The sequence below is a fragment of the Arenimonas sp. genome, assembly GCF_035312645.1.
In the GTDB taxonomy this organism is placed as follows: Bacteria; Pseudomonadota; Gammaproteobacteria; order Xanthomonadales; family Xanthomonadaceae; genus Arenimonas.
This window is the reverse complement of the sequence record NZ_DATGBO010000117.1, coordinates 1-19,302: the sequence shown is the minus strand read 5'-3', so window position 1 is coordinate 19,302 and position 19,302 is coordinate 1. Positions and strand designations below refer to the sequence as shown.

The 19,302-nt window shown below is 61.8% G+C and carries 13 protein-coding genes; 10 read left to right on the top strand and 3 right to left on the bottom strand.

Annotated features, from left to right (window positions below):
* Nucleotides 1–21: 21 nt before the first annotated feature.
* Together VKM35_RS10770 and VKM35_RS10765 are read left to right on the top strand one after the other, a co-directional pair.
* Nucleotides 22–2,361 carry a cytochrome c gene (locus VKM35_RS10770; protein ID WP_324321021.1) on the top strand — a complete coding sequence of 780 codons (2,340 nt, stop codon included), beginning with the start codon at nucleotides 22–24 and terminating at the stop codon, nucleotides 2,359–2,361.
* On the top strand, nucleotides 2,358–4,397 hold the full coding sequence (locus VKM35_RS10765; protein WP_324321020.1) for a hypothetical protein: 2,040 nt from the start codon (nucleotides 2,358–2,360) through the stop codon (nucleotides 4,395–4,397). Before VKM35_RS10770 ends, VKM35_RS10765 begins: the two co-directional genes overlap by 4 nt.
* Nucleotides 4,398–4,540: 143 nt before the next feature.
* Here VKM35_RS10765 and VKM35_RS10760 read toward each other — a convergent pair whose 3' ends face one another.
* Entirely contained in the window at nucleotides 4,541–6,190 is a 1,650-nt protein-coding gene (locus VKM35_RS10760; protein ID WP_324321019.1) for a cytochrome c, read from the bottom strand.
* A gap of 157 nt (nucleotides 6,191–6,347) precedes the next feature.
* Between VKM35_RS10760 and VKM35_RS10755 the strand changes: the two genes are divergently transcribed.
* A complete protein-coding gene (locus tag VKM35_RS10755) occupies nucleotides 6,348–8,021 on the top strand; it encodes a diguanylate cyclase (protein ID WP_324321018.1) in 1,674 nt (557 codons plus the stop codon).
* A 183-nt stretch (nucleotides 8,022–8,204) separates the two neighbouring features.
* Here the strand turns inward: VKM35_RS10755 and VKM35_RS10750 are convergent, their stop codons facing one another.
* Nucleotides 8,205–9,653: a Do family serine endopeptidase gene (locus VKM35_RS10750; RefSeq protein WP_324321017.1), complete on the bottom strand. Its 1,449-nt coding sequence runs from the start codon at nucleotides 9,651–9,653 to the stop codon at nucleotides 8,205–8,207.
* Nucleotides 9,654–10,377: 724 nt separating this feature from the next.
* On the opposite strand from VKM35_RS10750, the gene VKM35_RS10745 reads away from it, so the two are divergent.
* The 7 genes from VKM35_RS10745 (at nucleotide 10,378) to VKM35_RS10715 (ending at nucleotide 18,968) form a co-directional block, all read left to right on the top strand.
* Nucleotides 10,378–12,540 carry an adenosylcobalamin-dependent ribonucleoside-diphosphate reductase gene (locus tag VKM35_RS10745; RefSeq protein WP_324321016.1) on the top strand — a complete coding sequence of 721 codons (2,163 nt, stop codon included), beginning with the start codon at nucleotides 10,378–10,380 and terminating at the stop codon, nucleotides 12,538–12,540.
* 151 nt (nucleotides 12,541–12,691) lie between these two features.
* Nucleotides 12,692–13,174 carry a hypothetical protein gene (locus tag VKM35_RS10740; protein WP_324321015.1) on the top strand — a complete coding sequence of 161 codons (483 nt, stop codon included), beginning with the start codon at nucleotides 12,692–12,694 and terminating at the stop codon, nucleotides 13,172–13,174.
* Nucleotides 13,175–13,495: 321 nt separating this feature from the next.
* Nucleotides 13,496–14,299, top strand: a complete 804-nt coding sequence (locus VKM35_RS10735) for an NrdJb (RefSeq protein WP_324321014.1) — start codon at nucleotides 13,496–13,498, stop codon at nucleotides 14,297–14,299.
* Between the two features lie 59 nt (nucleotides 14,300–14,358).
* Nucleotides 14,359–15,405, top strand: a complete 1,047-nt coding sequence (locus tag VKM35_RS10730) for a hypothetical protein (RefSeq protein WP_324321013.1) — start codon at nucleotides 14,359–14,361, stop codon at nucleotides 15,403–15,405.
* Nucleotides 15,406–15,519: 114 nt separating this feature from the next.
* The gene (locus VKM35_RS10725) at nucleotides 15,520–17,844 is read left to right on the top strand and encodes a P-loop ATPase, Sll1717 family (protein WP_324321012.1); all 2,325 of its coding nucleotides are present in this window, start codon (nucleotides 15,520–15,522) and stop codon (nucleotides 17,842–17,844) included.
* Nucleotides 17,845–17,900: 56 nt separating this feature from the next.
* On the top strand, nucleotides 17,901–18,452 hold the full coding sequence (locus VKM35_RS10720) for a YdeI/OmpD-associated family protein (RefSeq protein WP_324321011.1): 552 nt from the start codon (nucleotides 17,901–17,903) through the stop codon (nucleotides 18,450–18,452).
* An 87-nt stretch (nucleotides 18,453–18,539) separates the two neighbouring features.
* Nucleotides 18,540–18,968, top strand: a complete 429-nt coding sequence (locus VKM35_RS10715; protein ID WP_324321010.1) for a GFA family protein — start codon at nucleotides 18,540–18,542, stop codon at nucleotides 18,966–18,968.
* Nucleotides 18,969–19,053: 85 nt separating this feature from the next.
* Here the strand turns inward: VKM35_RS10715 and VKM35_RS10710 are convergent.
* Nucleotides 19,054–19,302 (bottom strand): hypothetical protein (locus tag VKM35_RS10710; protein ID WP_324321009.1); only part of this gene is annotated, 249 nt, incomplete at its 5' end.

Below are 19,302 nucleotides of genomic sequence, written 5' to 3'. Positions count from 1 at the left end.
GGACAGTGATTGGGGAACAAAATGCTTGATGCTGAAAGCGCGGCTGCGCCGCGCCGGCCGGGAATGATCGCGCGCTTCCTGGCGATGCCCACGGGCCTGCTGCTGCGCCGCCTGCTGATCACCGCCGTGGTGATCGCGTTGCTGGCGATCGCGGCGTTTTCGCTGTTCGTGCTCTGGCCCACGCGCGGCATTCCCGCCGTCGAGCCGGTCGATCAATACGTCTATCTCGACCAGGGCTGGGGCCGCGCCGCCGCCAGCGCCGATCGCCAGCTTTACTACTACACGCCACAGGGTACGACGCTGCCGCAGGGCCAACAGCTGCATCCGATGCGCTACAGCTGGTTCGTGAACCTGGAGCTGCCTTTCAGCGAGCAGCGTTTCGCCGATCCCGAACACCTGCGCCGCTATCGCTTCATCGTCGATCCGCAACCGACACCGGCCAATCCCGACCAGCTGCCGGTCGGGTTCACCAAGCATTACGAGCCCGTGCTCGGCGAGAACGTACTCGACATCACCTGCGCCGCCTGCCACACCGGCGAAATCCACGCGCAGAAAAATGGCCAGCGCATCGCCATCCGCATCGACGGCGGCCAGGCCATGCATGCTTTCACCAGCATGGAGCGCGGCGCGTTCGGTCCGACGCTGATCGCCTCGATGACCGAAACCCTGGCCAATCCGGTCAAGTTCAGCCGCTTTTCGCGGCGCGTGCTGGGTGCGCATTACCCGCAGGGCAAGGGCAGGTTGCATGCCGCGCTCAGCCAGACGCTGCTCGCCTTCGTCACCCAGGGACAGAACAATCCGATGCGCCAGCTGTATCCGGTGCGCGAAGGTTTCGGCCGCACCGACGCGCTCGGTCGCATCGCCAACACCGTGTTCGGCGATCACCTGGTGTCGAAGAATTACGCCGATGCGACCGCGCCGGTGAGCTATCCGTATCTTTGGAACATCTGGAAATTCGACTGGGTGCAATACAACGGTTCGGTGCGCCAGCCGCTGGCGCGCAATATCGGCGAGGCGCTGGGCGTGGGCGCCGTGCTGCGCCTGACCGACACCACGGGCGGCCCACTGCCGCCCGAGCATCGCTTCGACAGCTCGGTGATGATCGCCAACCTCGACCGCATCGAACACACGCTGCAGCGCCTGCAGCCACCGCCCTGGCCCGAGGATCTGCTCGGCAGGATCGACCGCGATCGCGCCGCGCGTGGCCAGGCCTTGTTCGAGGAGCGCTGCCAGGGCTGCCACGGCCCGCATGTCGCCGACGCGGCGGCGCAACAGGCGAGTTCGCCCTTGAAGAATTCTTCGGCCGAGGAATGGCAGATCGAAGTGATTCCGCTCGTGCATATCGGCACCGATCCCGCCGCCGCGACCGCTTTCATCGAACGCCGCTTCGATCTCACCGCTACTGGCCTGAGCGCTGCGGAAGTGCACGGCGTGTTCGCGCCGTTGCTCACCCGCGATCTCGCCCGTGATGTCCGCTATCGCCTGCGCAGCGTGATCGCCGGACGCCAGGCGAAGAACGAAAACGTCGGGCGCCTGCCGGCCTTGCTGCTCGCGTATCCGGATCCCGATGCGAGTGCGCAGGCGACGCTGCCACAGGCGGCGCTCGCCGACATCGCCGCCGAGCTGCAGACGCTGGCGATCGATTCGCAGGCACACAGTTTGCAACCGCCGGACGAAGGTTTCGAATGCACGCTCGACTGCCAGCAGCAATTCCTGTCCTGGGACGTGCACGGCGCCGATGAGTACATCGAGCGCCAGATCGCCGCGATGGATCTGCGCAAACTACGCGAAGGCGAGGGTCTGAACCTGCTCGGCCTGCTGATCAAGGCCAAGTACTACCGCGACCACGGCGTCGATTATAAAACGCAGCAATGCCTCGAAGGTTTCGGCGCGCTCGATCTGCCGCAGCAGATCGCCGGCTACAAGCCGCGGCCGCTGCAGGGTGTGTGGGCGACGCCGCCGTTTCTGCACAACGGCTCGGTACCCAGCGTCTACCAGATGCTGCTGCCGCCGGAACAACGCAGCGTGCGTTTCTTCGTCGGTCGTCGCGATTACGACGCCAAGCACCTGGGCTTCATGACCGCGCCCGCCGATCCCGATCAGAAGGATGGCTTCTGGCTCGACACCACGCAGCCCGGCAATCACAACACCGGCCATGCTTTCGCCGCGAGCGCCAAACAGTGGGCCGCGCATCTCGCCGATCCGCGCAGCAATCCGCTGCCGCCGGGCGTGATCGGACCGCTGCTCAGCGATGAGCAGCGTTACGAGCTGATCGAATATCTCAAGCTGCATAAGGATCAGCCGGCCACGCCTGCCGATTTCAGCAGTCCCGACTGCGGCCTGATCGGGGCGACGCGATGAGCGATGACAAGGGCGAGCACGCGCATCACAGCGACGACTTCGCCACGATCCGTCGCGAGGAAGGCGAATGGCTGGCGCAGCGTCGACTCGCGCAGGGATTGCCGGCGCCGGCGGGCGATGAAGTCGGCCTGTCGTTTTCCGGCGGTGGCATCCGCTCGGCGGTATTCAATCTCGGCGTGATCGAAGCGCTGGAATCGCGCGGCATGATGGCGCGCATCGATTACCTGAGCTCGGTGTCGGGCGGCGGCTACATCGCCGGGGCTTACAGCTGGCTGCGTTCGCAGTTGCCGATCGCGCAGGGCGACAGTTTCGGCACGCCGCTCGCGGACGGCGGCGGCAGCGCGCGCGACTGGTTCCGCCGGCACGTGCAATACCTGATCGCCGAGCGCGGCTTCTCGATGTGGACCCTGCTCGCCTCGATCGGCGCGGCGGTGTTCCTCAACCTGCTGGTGGTGGCCGCGCCGCTGATCCTGGTCACCGACATGATGACGCTGGAATTCATCGGCGTGCCCTGGCCGGCGCTGAGCGCGCAGTTGCCGATGCCGAGCCAGCACGAGGGCTATCTGCTGCTGCTCGCGTCTGGCCTGTTGTGCTTCGCGCTGTGGCCGCTGGCTGCATTGCATTTCGCCAGGGTAGCGACGCACTCGGGCATCACCTCGCCGGCCCGTGTCGATCGCGCGCGTATCTTTCTCGGGATGATGCCGATGTTCGGCACGTTGTTCGTGCTGATCGGTTGCGTTCCCGTTGTCGCCAACTGGTTCGACTTCTGGCTGGGCCGGGAAATGCCGGCGTTCCTGCACGGCTGCGGCGCGCCGCTGACTTCGATCGCCGCGGTCGCGTCGGGTGCGGGCGCGTTCTGGCGCGGACAGCTGCGGCGCACGCTCGGTGGCGAACGCCTGGCGATGATCGGACTGGGCCTGCTGGTCTATGGTCTGTTCGTGTTCGCCTATTCGATCGCCGAACGCATCGACACTTTGCATTCGCCGATCTTCCTCGGTCTGCTCGCGCTGTCGCTGCTGCTGGGCGTGTTCTGCGATCTCAACGCGATCTCGATTCACGGCTACTACCGCGACCGTTTGCGTCAGGCGCTGATGCCGGTCACCGCGGCGGCGCCGACGGCGGATGCCAACACTTTTCGCAACGACGATATTTCGCCGCGCAGCGGCACGCCCCTGCATCTTGTCTGCGCCACGCTCAACACGCGCAGTTCGCCCGACGAGCGCCGGCGTAGCCGCGAAGGCGACTGTTTCAGTTTTTCGCCGCTGCATTACGGCAGCAGCGCGACTGGTTGGGCCGATGCGCAGGGCAATACCGATTCCGATGCGCGCCTGGCGACCACGGTGGCGATCGCCGGTGCGGCCGTCGATCCCGATTCGCCAATGACAAACAACCGCCCGCTGTCGATCCTGATGGCGATGTTCAATCTGCGTCTGGGTTATTGGGGGTTGAATCCGAATCCGGCCGCGCGCCGCGGCCTGCCGTTGCCAGCCTGGTGGCGGCGCATCACACGCGAGATCACCGGCATCAACCTCGACGAACGCTGGCGCGACATCCATCTGTCCGACGGCGGCCAGTTCGAGAATCTCGGCCTGTACGAACTCGTGCGTCGGCGCCTGCCTTTCCTGATCGCGATCGACTGCGGCTCCGATCCGCAGACCAGCTACGCCGACCTCGGCAACGCCATCGAGCGCGTGCGCGTGGATTTCGACGCGCAGGTGCAGCTCGCGTTCCGCCCCGACGAACCGGCGCGGCCCTGGCGCCTGGGTCATGTGCAATACGCCGACGGCACGCGCGGGCGCCTGTTGTATTTCAAGCCCTGCCTGCACGGTGCGGTCAGCGTCGATGTGCTCGCGTATCAGCGCCACAGTCCTTCGTTTCCGAACGAATCAACCGGCAACCAGTTCTACAGCGAGGCGCAGTTCGAGGCCTATCGCTGGCTGGCGCGCGAAAGCGTGCGCGCGGCCTTGCTGGACCGCGAGTTCGCGTCGGTGAACGAGTGGTTCGATGCGCTCGAGGATGTGCAGGCGGCGCGCTGATTCTTCACTGGGGCAAGCCAAGAAAAAAGACGCCGTCATCCCAGCGAAAGCTGGGATCCATGGTGGTTATCCGCCACCTCAAATTGGATCCCGGCTTTCGCCGGGATGACGACTCAACTGTCTTTTCGCGGCGCCTATCAACGTCAAAGCGTCTTCAGATATTCCAGCAGATCCGCGCGTGCGGCGGCATCGAGTTCCGTGCCGTAGCGGTGACCGGCGTTGCTGTTGCCTGGCAGTTTCGTGTCGAAGTGGAACGGTCCGGTCTTCGATGTGTAGCCGACGCCAGCCGGATCGTAGTCGCGCAGCCCGACGTAAAAACCCGCCGGCCGCTTTTCCTGCGGCAGCAGCAGGTCGGCGAGTGTCGGCACCGAGCCGTTGTGCAGGTAGGGCGCGCTTGCCCAGATGCCGTCGAGCGGCCGCGCCTTGTAATGGTTCGGATGCTGGTCGATGCCGGCCTTGAGCGTGCGGTGGTAGCCGACGATGGCGTCCTTCGCCGCCGCCAACGGATGCCGCAGCGTCGCGCCGAGTGCGGCATTGATCACGACGTCGATGCTGCGCGCGGTCGGGCCGAACACCGGGCCCGCTACCACGGCCTGTTTGCGTCCCTGCAGCACGCCAGTCTTGACCTGGCCGCGCAGGAAATTCTCCACCATGCGCGGATCGGTGCCGATGTCCTGCAGCGGCACCATCACCGTTTTCAACTGCCGCTTGCCGTCGTCGCGATTCGACAACGCATGGCAGGACTGACATTGCGCGGCGTAGATGCTCGCGCCGCGCGCGGCTTTCGCGGCGTCGGGTGCGCCGAACAGTTCGCTCGGCCACTGCGGCGATTTGAGTTGATAGAAGCGGTCCTGGATCGCGCCGAGATCGCTGAAGTTCACGCCCGAGGCGTATCCGGGCAAGGACGACGAATGCAGGTCGACCGAGCCGTATACCGCCAGCGCGGTGGTCACGTTCTGCAACAACGGGCCGGGACCGGCATTTGGCGCCGAGCCGTTCCACTGCACCAGATCCAGATGTGAGGCCGACCACAGCGCGGGAAAACTCACCGGCGCATCTGGCGCGCGCACGTTCTCCGGAATGCCGAGGCTGGTTACCGCGACGGCGTTGAAAATCTGGCCGAAGGCATCGAGACGGCCGTGGCCGTAGTCGACATCGGATTCGTTGATGCGGTGGCTCGCGTCCAGCGTCTGGGTGATCTTGACCAGACGATTCTGCAGATCCAGGCGCTTGCCACCGGTCACGCCAAGCGCGGTCGCGAAGCGGTCGAATTTTTCCGGATCGCTGACCGTCGCGCTCAGGCTCTGGATGAGCTGCGCTTCGAAGGCGGTGAAATCGATCAACCCGGGTCCGCCATCGATGCGCAATTGTTTGCCGCCGTAATGCACTTCGCCGGTATGGCAGGCCGCGCAACCGAGACCGACCCAAGGCTGGCCGTCAGCGCCTTTGGTCTGTGCGAAGCCGACCGGATAGCCGCCGGGATTTTTCGTCGACGCCGCGGCTGGCAGGAAACCCAGCGCGATGAAATTCGCGTCGCTGGCGAAGCGCTCGCTCGAGCCGGGCTTTTCCAGCAACGCCAGCCAGCGATATGGCAGCAGCTGCGAACCGAAGGAACTGAACCAGGCGGTCTCGCGCGTGCTCGCCGACCAACCCTGGTCCATCAGGATCAGCGCAGGACTGCTCGGGCCCGGAGGTTTGGGCGTCGGCGCATCGGCGCCGCGGTGACAGCTGATGGTCAATGTGACGCTCGCGATCAGCAAGGCCGACAGCGCCGGCAGTCCTTTCCTTGTCATGCGCTTCCCCCGAAGACGGCCAACAATTTCACAGAGGCAGCCGTTGTGGCAAGCTCAGCGCGATCGGGGACAGATGCGGAAGACGAACAAGCGATGACATCGCCGATCGTTGCTGCGCGAAGTCGGCGATCACCTCCTCTGCCCTTGGATGTCAGCCATGCGCGCACCGAAGTCCCTGTCGTTCCGTCTCGGCCTGTCGCTGCTGCTGTGGTGGGCGCTGTGCGCGATCAGCCAGGCGCAGACGGTGATCGCGGTGAACGAGCAGTTCCGGGAAATCCCGGCCGCGACCGCGATGGCCTTGTTCGAGGACACGACGGCAAAGCTGCCTTTCGATCAGGTGCGTGCTGCGGCGTTCACGCCGGTCGGTACGCGTAACACCGGCTTCGGTTTCAGCAAGTCGGCCTGGTGGGTGCGTGTGGATTTGCGCAACACCGGTGTTTCCGATCTGGAAATCGACCTGCGCCAGGACTATCCGCTGATCGACTACATCGATCTGTGGCAGCAGGACGGCAGCGGCAAGTGGCAGGTGCTGCATACCGGCGATCGCCTGGTATTCGGGTCGCGACCGATCGCCAACCGCGATTTCATCTTTCCGCTGCGCATCGCCGCCGGACAGACGCGCACGATTTACCTGCGCTACGAAACTTCTGGCTCGATGAACATCGGCCTGACCCTGGCCAGCCCGCATCGCGTGCTGGAATCGGTCAGCCTGGAACAGCTCGCCTACGGGTTTTATTTCGGCGGCTTCTGCGTGCTGTTTTTCTACAATCTTTTCATCTTCATCGCGGTGCGCGATCGCGCCTTCTTCTACTACCTGGCCTATGCCGCGAGCTACGGCCTGTATTTCGGCGTGCACGACGGCCTGAGTTTCCAGTTCCTGTGGCCGAACAGTCCGGTCTGGGCCAATCAGTCGCTGTTGGTGCTGCTTTGCCTGTCGTTGCTCTCAGGTTTGATGTTCACCCGGCACTTTCTCGGCACGCATGAGCACTCGCCGCGGCTCGACCGCGCAGCGCAGATCCTGCAATTGCTGAGTGTCGTCGGCTTGGCCGCGTCGTTCTTTCTGCCGTACGCGCTGCTGATCCAGCCGATCGCCTACGTCACCATCGCGGCGGTGGCGGTGATGATGGCGTTGGGCGTGATCGGCGTGATCCAGGGGTATCGGCCGGCGATCTATTTCATGCTTGCCTGGTTCGCCTTGCTGGTCGGCGTGCTGGTCTACATGCTCAAGACCTTCGGCCTGCTGCCGCACAACGGCCTGACGCAGAATGGCTTCCAGGCGGGTGCTCTGCTCGAGATGGTGCTGCTGTCGCTGGCACTGGCTTCGCGGGTGAACGAGTTGCAGCGGCAGACGCTGACCGATGCCCTGACCAGCCTGTCCAACCGCCGCTACTTCGACCGCCAGCTGGAAGTATTTTTCGCGCATTCGCGCGAGGGCGCGGTCGCGTTGCTCGTGATCGATCTCGACCACTTCAAGCGCATCAACGACAACTTCGGCCACGCCCGCGGCGACGATGTGCTGATCGAATGCGCGCGGCTGTTGCGCGCGCATGTGCCAGCCGGCGCCACCGTCTGCCGCTATGGCGGCGAGGAATTTTCGATCATCCTGCCCGCAGCCAGCGTCGCCGAGGCCGAACGCGTGGCGGAAAATATTCGCCAAGCGATCGAGATGCACTTCACCGGCCGTCTGCCGGTGACGGTGTCGATCGGCCTGGCCAGCACCGCCTCGCATCGCTTCGCCAACGAGGCGGAATTCTTCGAGGCCGCCGACAGCGCGCTCTATCGCGCCAAGGGAGCGGGGCGCAACCGGGTCGAGGTGTTTGCTTCGGCGTGATGAGGGAACAGGCGATTTGAAGCGCCTCGCACTTGCAACATCCCCGCACTGACCACCACCCCTCACCCTAGCCCGCTCACGGGGAGAGGGGATTTTCGCCGCATTTGAGAATGTTTCTCCCCGCCTCAGCAGCCGATCCTCTCTCCCCGCTTGCGGGGAGAGGGCCAGGGTGAGGGGCGATGGTCAGCGGATCTCCAGCTCGCCCTGCTGCCCGCCACGCTGTAGCACCAGCACGAGACGGGCATTGCCCTGGCCGAGCTGTGCGCGGAAGGCATTCATGTCTTCGACGCCGCGACGATTGATCGCCAGTACCAGATCGCCGGCGGCGAGTTCGCTTTTCTCGGCACGGCTGCCGCGCGCGACCTTGCTGACCACCACGCCGCGCACGCCTTGCTGGCGGTAACTCTCCGGCAGTTCGCTGAAGGTCGCGCCGGACAGGCGTGGATCGAGCGAGGCGCCGTCGATTTCCTTGGCCTGTGCCTTCAGCGTCGTCTGCACCGTCAGCGTCTTGCCATCGCGCAACAGCTGCAAGGCGATCGGTTGCCCAACGGGCAGCAGGCCTTCGAGGTTGTGCAGGGATTCGGCACTGTCGATGCGCTGGCCGTTGGCCTGGGTGATGATGTCGCCGGGCTTGATGCCGGCGAGCGCGGCGGCGGTGCCGTTGTATACACGGGTCACCATCGCGCCACGGAAATTGTTCAAGGTCAGCTGCTTGGACGGGTCGGGTTTGATGTCGGCGCTGTCCAGGCCCAGCGAGCCGCGACGCACTTCACCGTAAGCCATCAACTGGCGCATCACTTCCCTGGCCAGGTTGGCCGGGATCGCGAAACCCAGGCCGATATTGCCGGCCGCGCTGCCCTGCGGATTGAAGCTCGCGGCATTGATGCCGATCAGTTCGCCGCGCAGGTTGACCAGCGCGCCGCCGGAATTGCCCGGATTGATCGAGGCATCGGTCTGGATGAAGTTCTGGTAGCCGAAACCGGTGAGGCCGCTGCGGCCGACTGCCGAGACGATGCCCGAGGTCACGGTCTGTCCGAGCCCGAACGGATTGCCGACCGCGACGACGAAATCGCCGACGCGCATCGTGTTGGTATCGGCCAGCGGCAACGCGGTCAGGCCGGTCGCCTTGATCTGGATCACCGCCACGTCGGTGTCGGCGTCCGAGCCGATCGGCTGCGCCTCGAAGGTGCGGCCGTCGCTGAGCGTCACCGAGACGGCATCCGCGCCTTCGACGACATGGTTGTTGGTCAGGATCAGGCCGCGCGTTGCGTCGACGATCACGCCCGAGCCCAGCGACTGCTGCACGCGCTCCTGCGGGAAGCGGCCGCCGCCGAAGAACTCGGCCATCGGGTTGCGCACGCGCACGACCTGCTTGGTGTAGATGTTGACCACCGCCGGCGTGACCTTTTCCAGCATCGGCGCCAGCGATGGCATCGTGGCGCCGCCGACGACCTGGGCGGGCAGGGCCGCGTTGGCGAGGGGCAGAGCGGAATCGGCAGCGCTCTGGGCGATTGCGGCGCCGGGGCTGGCCGAGACCGGCGCTTCGCCAGGTACGGCGGTCAGCATCCGGGCGGTCACGCCGCCGCCGATGGCGGCGAGCAGCAGGCAGAAGAAGGTGGTCAGCTTGCGCATGCGAAAAGTCTCTCGAAGCGTGGTGGCCAGAGGCCGGGTTCGGAATAGCTATGGGGCTGGCGCGTCACCCGGACAAGATGCCCCGCCCTCAGGTCCCAGATGCGCGCAGCGCCCCGGCCGTCGCGCGGCAGGCGACTATCCCAAGCCGCGATTGAACGAGGTGTTAAATCTCGCCCCCGGTAGGAGCGGGCATGACCGCGACCAATTCCGCCGGCAATCCAGAATGATCGCGACCAGCCTGGAAGCCTTTGTCACGCTCGAATTCTCGCCTCGCCACCCTCATCGCGGTCATGACCGCTCCCACAGGGCAGGGAAAAACGCCGCTCCGCGGCAACCCCGGCCATCACTGCAAGTTTCATCTGTAAACGATTGTTGCCATTAGCATTTTCCATGCCAAAACCAGGCGCTTCCGCAGCCAAATTGGAGGTTGACAGTCCCCCAGCCCGGGCGTAGTTTTGACCCCCGGCTCTCACACAACATGTTGGGTGACGAGTACCGGGGAGGCCCCAAGCCTTGGGGTCTGGCTACAAACCAGCGCGGCGCGACGAGCGATACGGCATGGGTCTGGACTGAAAAGACAGCAGCAGCGCCCCGAGGCCCAGCCTCCAGGCGCGCTTATCCGTCTTTCCAGTCCGGCGGCGATACCGGTCAGACAAGCAAAGCAGTAGCGGTCACAACTAGAAAGTCCCGGTCACCGGGACCACCAGCGGAGGGTGTTAGGACGATGAGCAGTGTTCGCCTGGAGGCGGTAAAGAAGGAATCAGGGATGGAAACGGCGCAGGGTATTCCGATGCAGCCGGCCTCCTACGACATCTGGGACAAGAAGTACCGTCTCAAGAGCAAGAAGGGCGAACCGGTCGATGGCAGCATCGACGAGACCTACCAGCGCGTCGCACGGGCACTGTCCGATGCCGAGGCGACGACCGAAAAGCAGAAATACTGGTACGAGCGCTTCCTCTGGGCGCTGCGCCGCGGTGCCATCCCTGCCGGCCGCATCACCTCCAACGCCGGCGCGCTGGAGCACAAACCCTCGACCAGCACGATCAACTGCACGGTCTCGGGCACGATCACCGATTCCATGGACGGCATCCTGGACAAGGTCCACGAAGCCGGCCTGACCCTGAAAGCCGGCTGCGGCATCGGCTACGAATTTTCGACGCTGCGTCCGCGCGGCGCCTACGTCAGCGGCGCCGGCGCGTATACGTCGGGCCCGCTGAGCTTCATGGATATCTACGACAAGATGTGTTTCACCGTGTCCTCTGCCGGTGGCCGTCGCGGCGCGCAGATGGGCACCTTCGACGTCAGCCATCCCGACGTGAAGGAATTCATCGGCGCCAAGCGCGAAGACGGCCGCCTGCGCCAGTTCAACCTGTCGCTGCTCATCACCGACGAGTTCATGGCCGCGGTCGAAAACGACAACGACTGGCCGCTGGTCTTCCCGGTCAACATCAAGGAAAAAGACGAAGTCGACCTAGACGACCCGAAGCAGGTGGTCTGGCGCGACTGGCCGAACACCGCGCCGTACGTGACGCGCGAAGACGGCCTCGTCGCCTGCAAGATCTTCGGCCACATCCGCGCGCAGCAGTTGTGGAACCGCATCATGGCGTCGACCTACGACTTCGCCGAGCCCGGTTTCATCCTCATCGACCGCGTCAACGAGATGAACAACAACTGGTGGTGCGAAAACATCCGCGCGACCAATCCCTGCGGCGAGCAGCCGCTGCCGCCGTACGGCGCCTGCCTGCTCGGCTCGGTCAACCTCACCACCTTCGTGCGCGATCCGTTCACCGACCAGGCGCGTTTCGACTGGGAGGAATACAAGGAAGTCGTGCGCGTGTTCACCCGCATGCTCGACAACGTCGTCGAAGTGAATGGCCTGCCGCTGGAACAGCAGCGCCAGGAAATCATGCGCAAGCGTCGCCATGGCATGGGTTTCCTCGGTCTGGGTTCGACCGTGACCATGCTCAAGATGAAATACGGCTCGCCGGCCAGCTGCGAATTCACCGAAGCCGTGTCGCGCGAAATGGCGCTGGCCGGTTGGGAAGTCGCCGTGGCGCTGGCCAAGGAAAAAGGCCCGGCGCCGATCATGGACGAGGATTTCATCGTCACCGCCGCGATGCTGCGCCAGCGCCCGGAAATGAAAGTCGACGGTTACAAGATCGGCCAGAAGATCAAGGGTCGCGTGCTGCACGCCAAGTACAGCCGCTACATGCAGCGCGTCGCCGGCGTCGCGCCGGAACTGGTGGATGAAATCGCCGAGGTCGGAGCGCGCTTCACCCACCACAGCTCGATCGCGCCGACCGGCACGATTTCGCTGAGCCTGGCCAACAATGCCTCCAACGGCATCGAGCCGAGCTTCGCTCACCACTACAGCCGCAACGTGATCCGCGAAGGCAAGAAGTCCAAGGAAAAGGTCGAGGTCTACAGCTACGAGCTGCTCGCCTACCGCACCCTGGTCAATCCCGAAGCGATGCCGTTCGCGACCGAAGGCAGCACGCAGCTTCCCGATTACTTCATCTCCGCCGACGACATCACCCCGAAGGCGCACGTGGACATCCAGGCCGCGTCGCAGAAATGGATCGACAGCTCGATCTCCAAGACCGCGAACGTACCCACCGATTACCCGTACGAGGATTTCAAGGACATCTACATGTACGCCCACAAGCAGGGCTTGAAGGGCTGCACGACGTTCCGCTTCAATCCCGCCGCCTTCCAGGGCGTGCTGGTGAAGGAAGCCGACCTCGAAAACACCACCTATCGCTTCGAGCTCGAAGACGGCACCGTGGTCGAGGTCAAGGGCAACGAGGAAATCGAATACGACGGCGAAATGCACAGCGCCGCCAACCTGTTCGACGCCCTGAAAGAAGGCTATTACGGCAAGTTCTGATGCACTTCTTCTTCGCCCCTCTCGCCACACCAGTTGACTCCCTCTCCCTCAGGGAGAGGGCTGGGGTGAGGGCAGGTGAGGGGAAAAGTGCGACGGAAAAAAATTTGTGCGATAACCGCGACGCTGCATTCACCAAACGAGGAGTGATGAAATGAGCAACGGCAATGGGGTCAGCAAAACCCTGTCCAACGCCATGGACAGCGTCAGCGAAAAAGCATCCGAGATCGGCAACGCGATCGCCAAGAAAGCCAGCCCGCTGGTCAAGGCCGTCAAGAAGAAAACCGCCTCGGCGCGCAAGGCTGTCGCCAAGCGCGTCAAGGCCGCGGAGAAGTCCCGCGCCGGCAAAGCCGTGAGCAAGGCGGTTGGCAGCGCGAAGAAATCCGCCGCTGGCGCCGTCAAGGCGGTAAAGGCGAAAGTCGCCGCCGCCAAGAAGCCGGCAGCGAAAAAAGCCGCCCCGAAGAAAGCCGCCAAGAAAGCTGCGCGCAAGGCCGCGCCGAAAAAGGCCGCAAGGAAAGTAGCCAAGAAAAAAGCGCCGGCCCGCAAGGCTGCCGCCAAGAAGACGGTGAAGAAGGCCGTGCGTCGCCCGGCCAAGAAAGCCGCGAAGAAAGCCGCAAGAAAGACCGCCAGAAAATAAGCAATCCCTGCTCGACGCAACACCCAGTTCAAGAACCCGTCCCAGCAGCAGGGCCGGGGGATTCACCAACAAGCTGCCCCGATTGTTTCAAACCGGATCCCTCTCCCGTTCGCGGGAGAGGGCGAAGGTCGCAACATACTCGCCCTGTCCGTCCCCCGCGCCATCGCGCCGGATCCCGCGAGTCGTTCCATCGCAACACCCAAACACCGTCGCACCACGCCAGCACCCGAGAGGGCTCGGTTGTCCGGTAAGACAGAACAGAAACAGCACGACGTCCGGAAAGGCCGTCGGCACATAAAAAGTATTCCAGGAGCACGGCCGATGGCCATCAAGATCACCAAGAAAATCAAGAGCTACAGCGTCCAGAAGCCGGAAGACAAGGCGAAGGAAGCTGCCGCGCTGGCCGCTGTGCCCCCGATCACCATCGCCGATGCCGAAGCGGTGTCCAACATCATCCAGATGCACGAGAAGGTCGAGCGCCCCGAGGTGCTGATCGGCTCCACCTACAAGATCAAGTCGCCGCTGGTCGAGCACGCGATGTACGTGACCATCAATGACATCGTGCTCAACCACGGCACCGAGCACGAGCTCCGCCGTCCGTTCGAGGTGTTCATCAACTCCAAGAACATGGACCACTTCCAGTGGATCGTCGCGCTCACGCGCATCATGTCCGCGGTGTTCCGCAAGGGCGGCGACGTCACCTTCCTGGTCGACGAGATGAAGGCGGTGTTCGATCCGCGCGGCGGCTACTTCAAGGCCGGCGGTGTCTACATGCCGTCGATCGTCGCCGAGATTGGGTCAGTCGTTGAGGAGCATCTCAAGTCCATTGGCATGATCGTCGACCCCGAGATGAGCGCTGCGCAACTTGCCCTCATCGCGGAAAAGCGCGCCGCCTACGAGAACAAGGCAAAAAAAAAGTCTAGCAACAGCACGGGTTTAACCGGCGACCTCGCCGGAGCCGGAGCCGACAGCGCCTCGCGCGCTGACGAGGCGGTTTCCGATTCCGGTGAGGGCGCCTCTTTTCCCGCCACCGCCACGCTCTGCCACAAGTGCAATACCAAGGCACTGGTGCTGATGGATGGTTGCCAGACCTGCTTGAACTGCGGTTATTCGAAGTGCGGCTGATCTTTCGACCTGCGCTGTTTCTCGCTGCCTTCGCAGTGCTTGCGTCGGCGAGCGCAGCTTTGGCCGATCCTCCGCAGAGCGGCAAGGACCTGTACGAGCAGGGCATGACGCTGTGGAATGGCAAGGGCGTGCCCAAGGATGTCGTCAAGGCGCGCGCCTTGCTGCAGCAGTCGGCCTCGCTGCGCTATCTCGATGCGTTCTCGGGCCTGGCCATGCTCGAGTACGGCGAAGCCGGCAACGACGCAGCCAAGCAGCAGATGTTCCTCTGGCTGGGTCGCGGTACTTTCCAGGGTGATCCACGCTCGCAGGCCGTGCTCGCATTGTTCATGATGCAGAAGGGCGGGCCGGTCAGTCCGATGTCGGTGGCGCTGTATCAGGTCGCCGCCGACACCGATGCCAAATTCGTGCCGTTTCGCGACGAATACGCGGCAAAGCTCAGCGATGTCGGAAAGCTGGAAACCGCGGCGATGGCAAGCCAGATCCGTGCACAAGTCGCCCTGAATCGGAAGGCGCCGACGCCGCTGCGGCTGGTCGCCGATGGCATCGTTAGTCGCGGTCCGGACGGTCTGCCGCAAGTGGTGGAAAGCTACGGCACCTACGCAACTTTCAGCGGTGGCCGCGGCGAGAGCTGCGATCATCCCGCCCGACTCGAAACCGTGGTTCCCGCCGCCATGGTTCGCGCAGGTCTGCAACACAACTGGATGAGCGCGGTTTATCCGGGCTCGCAGGAACTCCACCATTCCACCGGCGGATCGCCGGATGCAAGCACCACTCAGTCGATCTACCGCATCAAGACCCGGGAAGGCGAGGAACGCGACGTCTGCATCGATATCACCAAGTCGCAAGTTCTGTTCCGCAGCGATTTTCTTCTCGACAGCCTGCAGCTGACGGCGCTTGGCCGCTGCTCCACGCTAAGCCAGGACCAGAGGCCCGTCTGCGTGAGCCAGTCGGTCAAGGCCATCACCGCTTGCGCCGACGCGGTGAAGATTCCCGAGCAGATCGCCGACGGGAAAAATGTCCTGGCACCGCTCAATGGCCGCATGACGCAATGCCTGAGCAGTCGCGTCGAGCTGGTGAAATATCCGGTGAAGGCGGCGGCGAAATAGGTCTGGGCGAATCTGCGAAATGCCGCGAGCGCGATGCCAAGGCGCGGCCGCTGATGGATGTCTGACCTGTTTGAATGGTGCGTATTCGAAGTGCGGGTGACATAAAGGATAAGAATGAAAGGCTTCTTCGCATACGCAGCAAAGCCGCCTCAGATTGCGGAAACAATAAAGCTTGCAGTGGAAGATGCGCGGAGATTTCATGCGGTAACAGAAATTACCGAATGGTCCGAATTGGAAGTGGCTGGGCACTTTATATCCAGCGAAGTCTTGAGATCCATCGACAGGTCGGATTTCCTAATTGCCGACATAACTTCGTTGAATTTCAACGTCACCTACGAAGTTGGGTATGCGATCGGACGAGGAAAGCGGCTAGTTATAGTGCGTAACGAAGCGTACGCGAAGAACGAAGACGAGAAAATCAGACGGCTCGGAATTTACGATACCCTCGGGTACAAGAATTACCAAAACTCCAGAGATCTTGCGAGTCTCATAAAATCTGTAAGGGACGTTGAAACTCTTTTGCGTGACATTCCGCTGGATCGAAACCAGCCTCTTTATGTCACTAAGACGAGATTCTTAAGCGACTACGCGATAAGAATTTCTGCTCGCCTGAAGAAAACTGGGTTGGGCTACAGGAGTTTTGATCCAACAGAGCAGCCCCGCTTGTCAGCGCTCGACGCGATTTCCCAAGTCACTAGGTCAATTGGCGTCTTGGTCCATTTCGTCCCCGCGGCGGTTGAAGACTCCGAAATCCATAACTTGCGCTGCGCCTTCATAGCAGGCTTGGCAGATGGGCTGAACAAGTCTGTAGCCTTTCTTCAGGAAGGATATGACCCTGTTCCGCTTGACTACCGCGATTTCGTGGAAGTCATTACGCACCCAACACAGATTGACGAAGCGGTAGCAAATCTTGCCGGTGAGGTCGTAACCAAGTTTTCTAGCGCAGTAGAGGAGCCTACGGCTCTAGACTCATCTTGGCTTGAGCGCGTTCATTTCGGCGCCTCCTCTGCAGAGAATGAAATAGCTGATCTTGCTGATTACTATCTTGCAACCGATGAATTTAGGCGTGCCTTGCAAGGAGAGGCACGACTCATTGTGGGAAGAAAAGGCTCAGGGAAAAGCGCCGTTTTCTTTCGTGTACGAGACAAAGTGTCTTCCAGCCGTAGGAATGTTGTCCTTGATCTGAAGCCCGATGGATATCAGTTGGTCAAGCTGAAAGATCGTGTTCTGAAAGCAATGGATAAGGGAAGCCAGGAGCACACTATCACCGCTTTCTGGCATTGCGTCCTTATCTTAGAGATTGCTCGAGCCGCTCTCTATGCGGATAAAACTACGCACCGCCTCGACGACAGCATTTACAACACGTATTTGCAACTCGACGAAAAATACAAAGAATACGGTTACGATTCCGGACAAGGCGACTTTGCCGAGCGAATTTCGAGTTTGATATACAGAATTGAAGCGCGGTTTAAGCCAGGGCCGGAAGGGGAGGTTGTTGAGCTTTCTTCCCCGCAAGTCACAGAATTGATTTACGACAACGACGTGACGAAACTCAGCGATGCAATTATTGCGCATTTGAAGAAGAAGGGCGCGCTTTGGATCTTGTTTGACAATATTGATAAGGGTTGGACCCCGACTGGAATTGACGAATCCGACATTTTGACGTTGCGAGCGCTTCTCGAAGCGTCCAGAAAGCTCCAAAGAAATCTGGTGTCTGAGGGGGTTGAGGCGCGGTCCCTCGTATTTCTCAGAAATGATGTCTATGAGCTTTTACTAGACCGAACTGCTGATCGAGGCAAAGAGCAGAAGGTCATCGTCGATTGGCGCGACCCTGATGCCTTAAAGCAGCTGGTCGCTCTTCGAATAAGCGCAAGTCTTGGAGTGGAGCACGGAGAGCTAGATGAGCTCTGGTCGCGGATTGCCGTTAGTCATGCCCATGGCGAAAATTCCTACCAATACATAGTCGATCGCTGCCTTATGCGACCCAGATATCTGCTCGATTTGCTCAAACATGCAAGAGGAAGCGCGCTGACACTTAGGCATGAGAAAATCACTGAAGACGACATAGATAAAGCAGTTGCTTTCTTTTCGACCGATGTTGTTCAGGATACGAATTTAGAACTGAGGGACGTCTTCCCTGCGCATGACGGCTTGTTGTATGCGTTCATAGGGGCAAAATCCACGCTTTCCTTGGACGATGCGAAACTCATTTTGATGCTTTACAAGATTGAGGACGCATTGATCCCAAGTATCGTCAATCTGCTGCTTTGGTATGGGTTCCTCGGCGTGCAGGACGAGGATCATGAGCCGCAATACATTTACAATCGCGGATACAACAATAAGTTGTTCGAAGCGTACGTAAACTCGCGTATTGAGCATGGAGCAGCAATGGTAATTAATCCTGCTTTTTGGGACGGTCTGGATATAGAAAAGGTCTAGCAAAACTAAAAAACAGAACAAGAACGGGGTCAGGTTCACTTTCTACGGTTACAGCCATGCCAAAAGTCGCCGCCACCGTCACCTTCAAAGCAACCCTGTCACGCCCCGCATCGCCAACGAATGCGAGCTGGCGCTTCCTGGTGTTGCCCGCGGCCGCGAGCAAGCAGCTGCCCTCGCGTAGCCAGGTGACCGTCGATGGCACGCTCGCGGGTCAGCCGTTTCAGGCGACGCTCGAACCCGATGGGGCCGGCGGTCATTGGCTCAGGGTCGACGCGGTGCTGTGTACGGCTGCTGGTGTGGCGGAAGGCGACAAAGTTGAGCTGACGATCACGCCGGTGGAGAAGGAGCCGGAGCCCACCGTGCCTGCGGACCTCAAGAAGGCGCTGACCGGCAACGCGGAGGCGAAGGCGACCTGGGACGACATCACGCCCGTGGCGCGACGCGACTGGATCGCCTGGATCACCTCGGGAAAGAAGGCCGAGACACGCGTGAAGCGAATCGACGTCGCCTGCGACAAACTCGCCTGCGGCAATCGCCGCGCGTGCTGCTTCGACCGCTCGGGCAAATACAGCAAGGGCAACATGGGCGTGCCCGAAGCGGCGAAATAGACAGAGCAGCAAGCAAAACAGGGGCCAGAGTAGTATTCCGCTTGGACCAGAAAGTCCTCTGGCCCCGGTTCCTGGGAGGTTGACGACATGAGCGACAAACACACCGGTACCTGTTTCTGCGGCGCTGTGGAAATCGAAGTCACTGGCGAACCCGAGGCGATGGGTTATTGCCATTGCAGCTCGTGCCGGTCGTGGTCCGCCGGCCCGGTAAACGCTTTCACTCTATGGAAGCCGGAGAACGTGAAGGTCACGCGTGGCGCGGCGTTTGTCGGCGAGTTCCGCAAGACCGCCAACAGCGAGCGGAAATTCTGCACGAAATGCGGCGGACACCTCATGTCCGCGCATCCCTCGTTGGGATTGACCGACGTCTACGCCGCGACGATCCCGAGCGTCGCCTTCGTGCCGGGCGTGCACGTCAACTACGCCGAGACCGTATTGCGCATTAAAGATGGGCTCCCGAAGTTGAGGGACTTCCCGTCGGAGATGGGTGGGTCTGGAGAGGCGTTGCCAGAGTGAGCGACTAAAGGGGTGATGCAGGGGATATGTGAAAAATGGGTGGATCAGTATTTCGTTCGAGAAAAATGTACTCTGACCCTGATTTTTAGGCATGTCCTATTGGTGGCGTGATGTGCGAATCTCGCCACGTGCCTGGCGATCGAAACTCCGGCAGTACAAATTCCGGGACTGATTTCTTCCAGCCCTCTACGGCATTTGCATATCCCAGAATCTTGAATGATTCTCGAAACTCAGCGATGAAAACCACCACGGGGGAATCGGTCGCGACCGTATACGAATAGAAGAACTGACTGTCTATGCTCGTGTTGGCCCGCATCAATGGCGGGTGAGCGGC

Coding starts and splice junctions, on each gene's coding strand:
- VKM35_RS10760 (WP_324321019.1), bottom strand. CDS start 6,190: ATGACAAGGAAAGGACTGCCGGCGCTGTCGGCCTTGCTGATCGCGAGC.
- VKM35_RS10715 (WP_324321010.1), top strand. CDS start 18,540: ATGAGCGACAAACACACCGGTACCTGTTTCTGCGGCGCTGTGGAAATC.
- VKM35_RS10725 (WP_324321012.1), top strand. CDS start 15,520: ATGAAAGGCTTCTTCGCATACGCAGCAAAGCCGCCTCAGATTGCGGAA.
- VKM35_RS10740 (WP_324321015.1), top strand. CDS start 12,692: ATGAGCAACGGCAATGGGGTCAGCAAAACCCTGTCCAACGCCATGGAC.
- VKM35_RS10745 (WP_324321016.1), top strand. CDS start 10,378: ATGAGCAGTGTTCGCCTGGAGGCGGTAAAGAAGGAATCAGGGATGGAA.
- VKM35_RS10735 (WP_324321014.1), top strand. CDS start 13,496: ATGGCCATCAAGATCACCAAGAAAATCAAGAGCTACAGCGTCCAGAAG.
- VKM35_RS10750 (WP_324321017.1), bottom strand. CDS start 9,653: ATGCGCAAGCTGACCACCTTCTTCTGCCTGCTGCTCGCCGCCATCGGC.
- VKM35_RS10765 (WP_324321020.1), top strand. CDS start 2,358: ATGAGCGATGACAAGGGCGAGCACGCGCATCACAGCGACGACTTCGCC.
- VKM35_RS10770 (WP_324321021.1), top strand. CDS start 22: ATGCTTGATGCTGAAAGCGCGGCTGCGCCGCGCCGGCCGGGAATGATC.
- VKM35_RS10720 (WP_324321011.1), top strand. CDS start 17,901: ATGCCAAAAGTCGCCGCCACCGTCACCTTCAAAGCAACCCTGTCACGC.
- VKM35_RS10755 (WP_324321018.1), top strand. CDS start 6,348: ATGCGCGCACCGAAGTCCCTGTCGTTCCGTCTCGGCCTGTCGCTGCTG.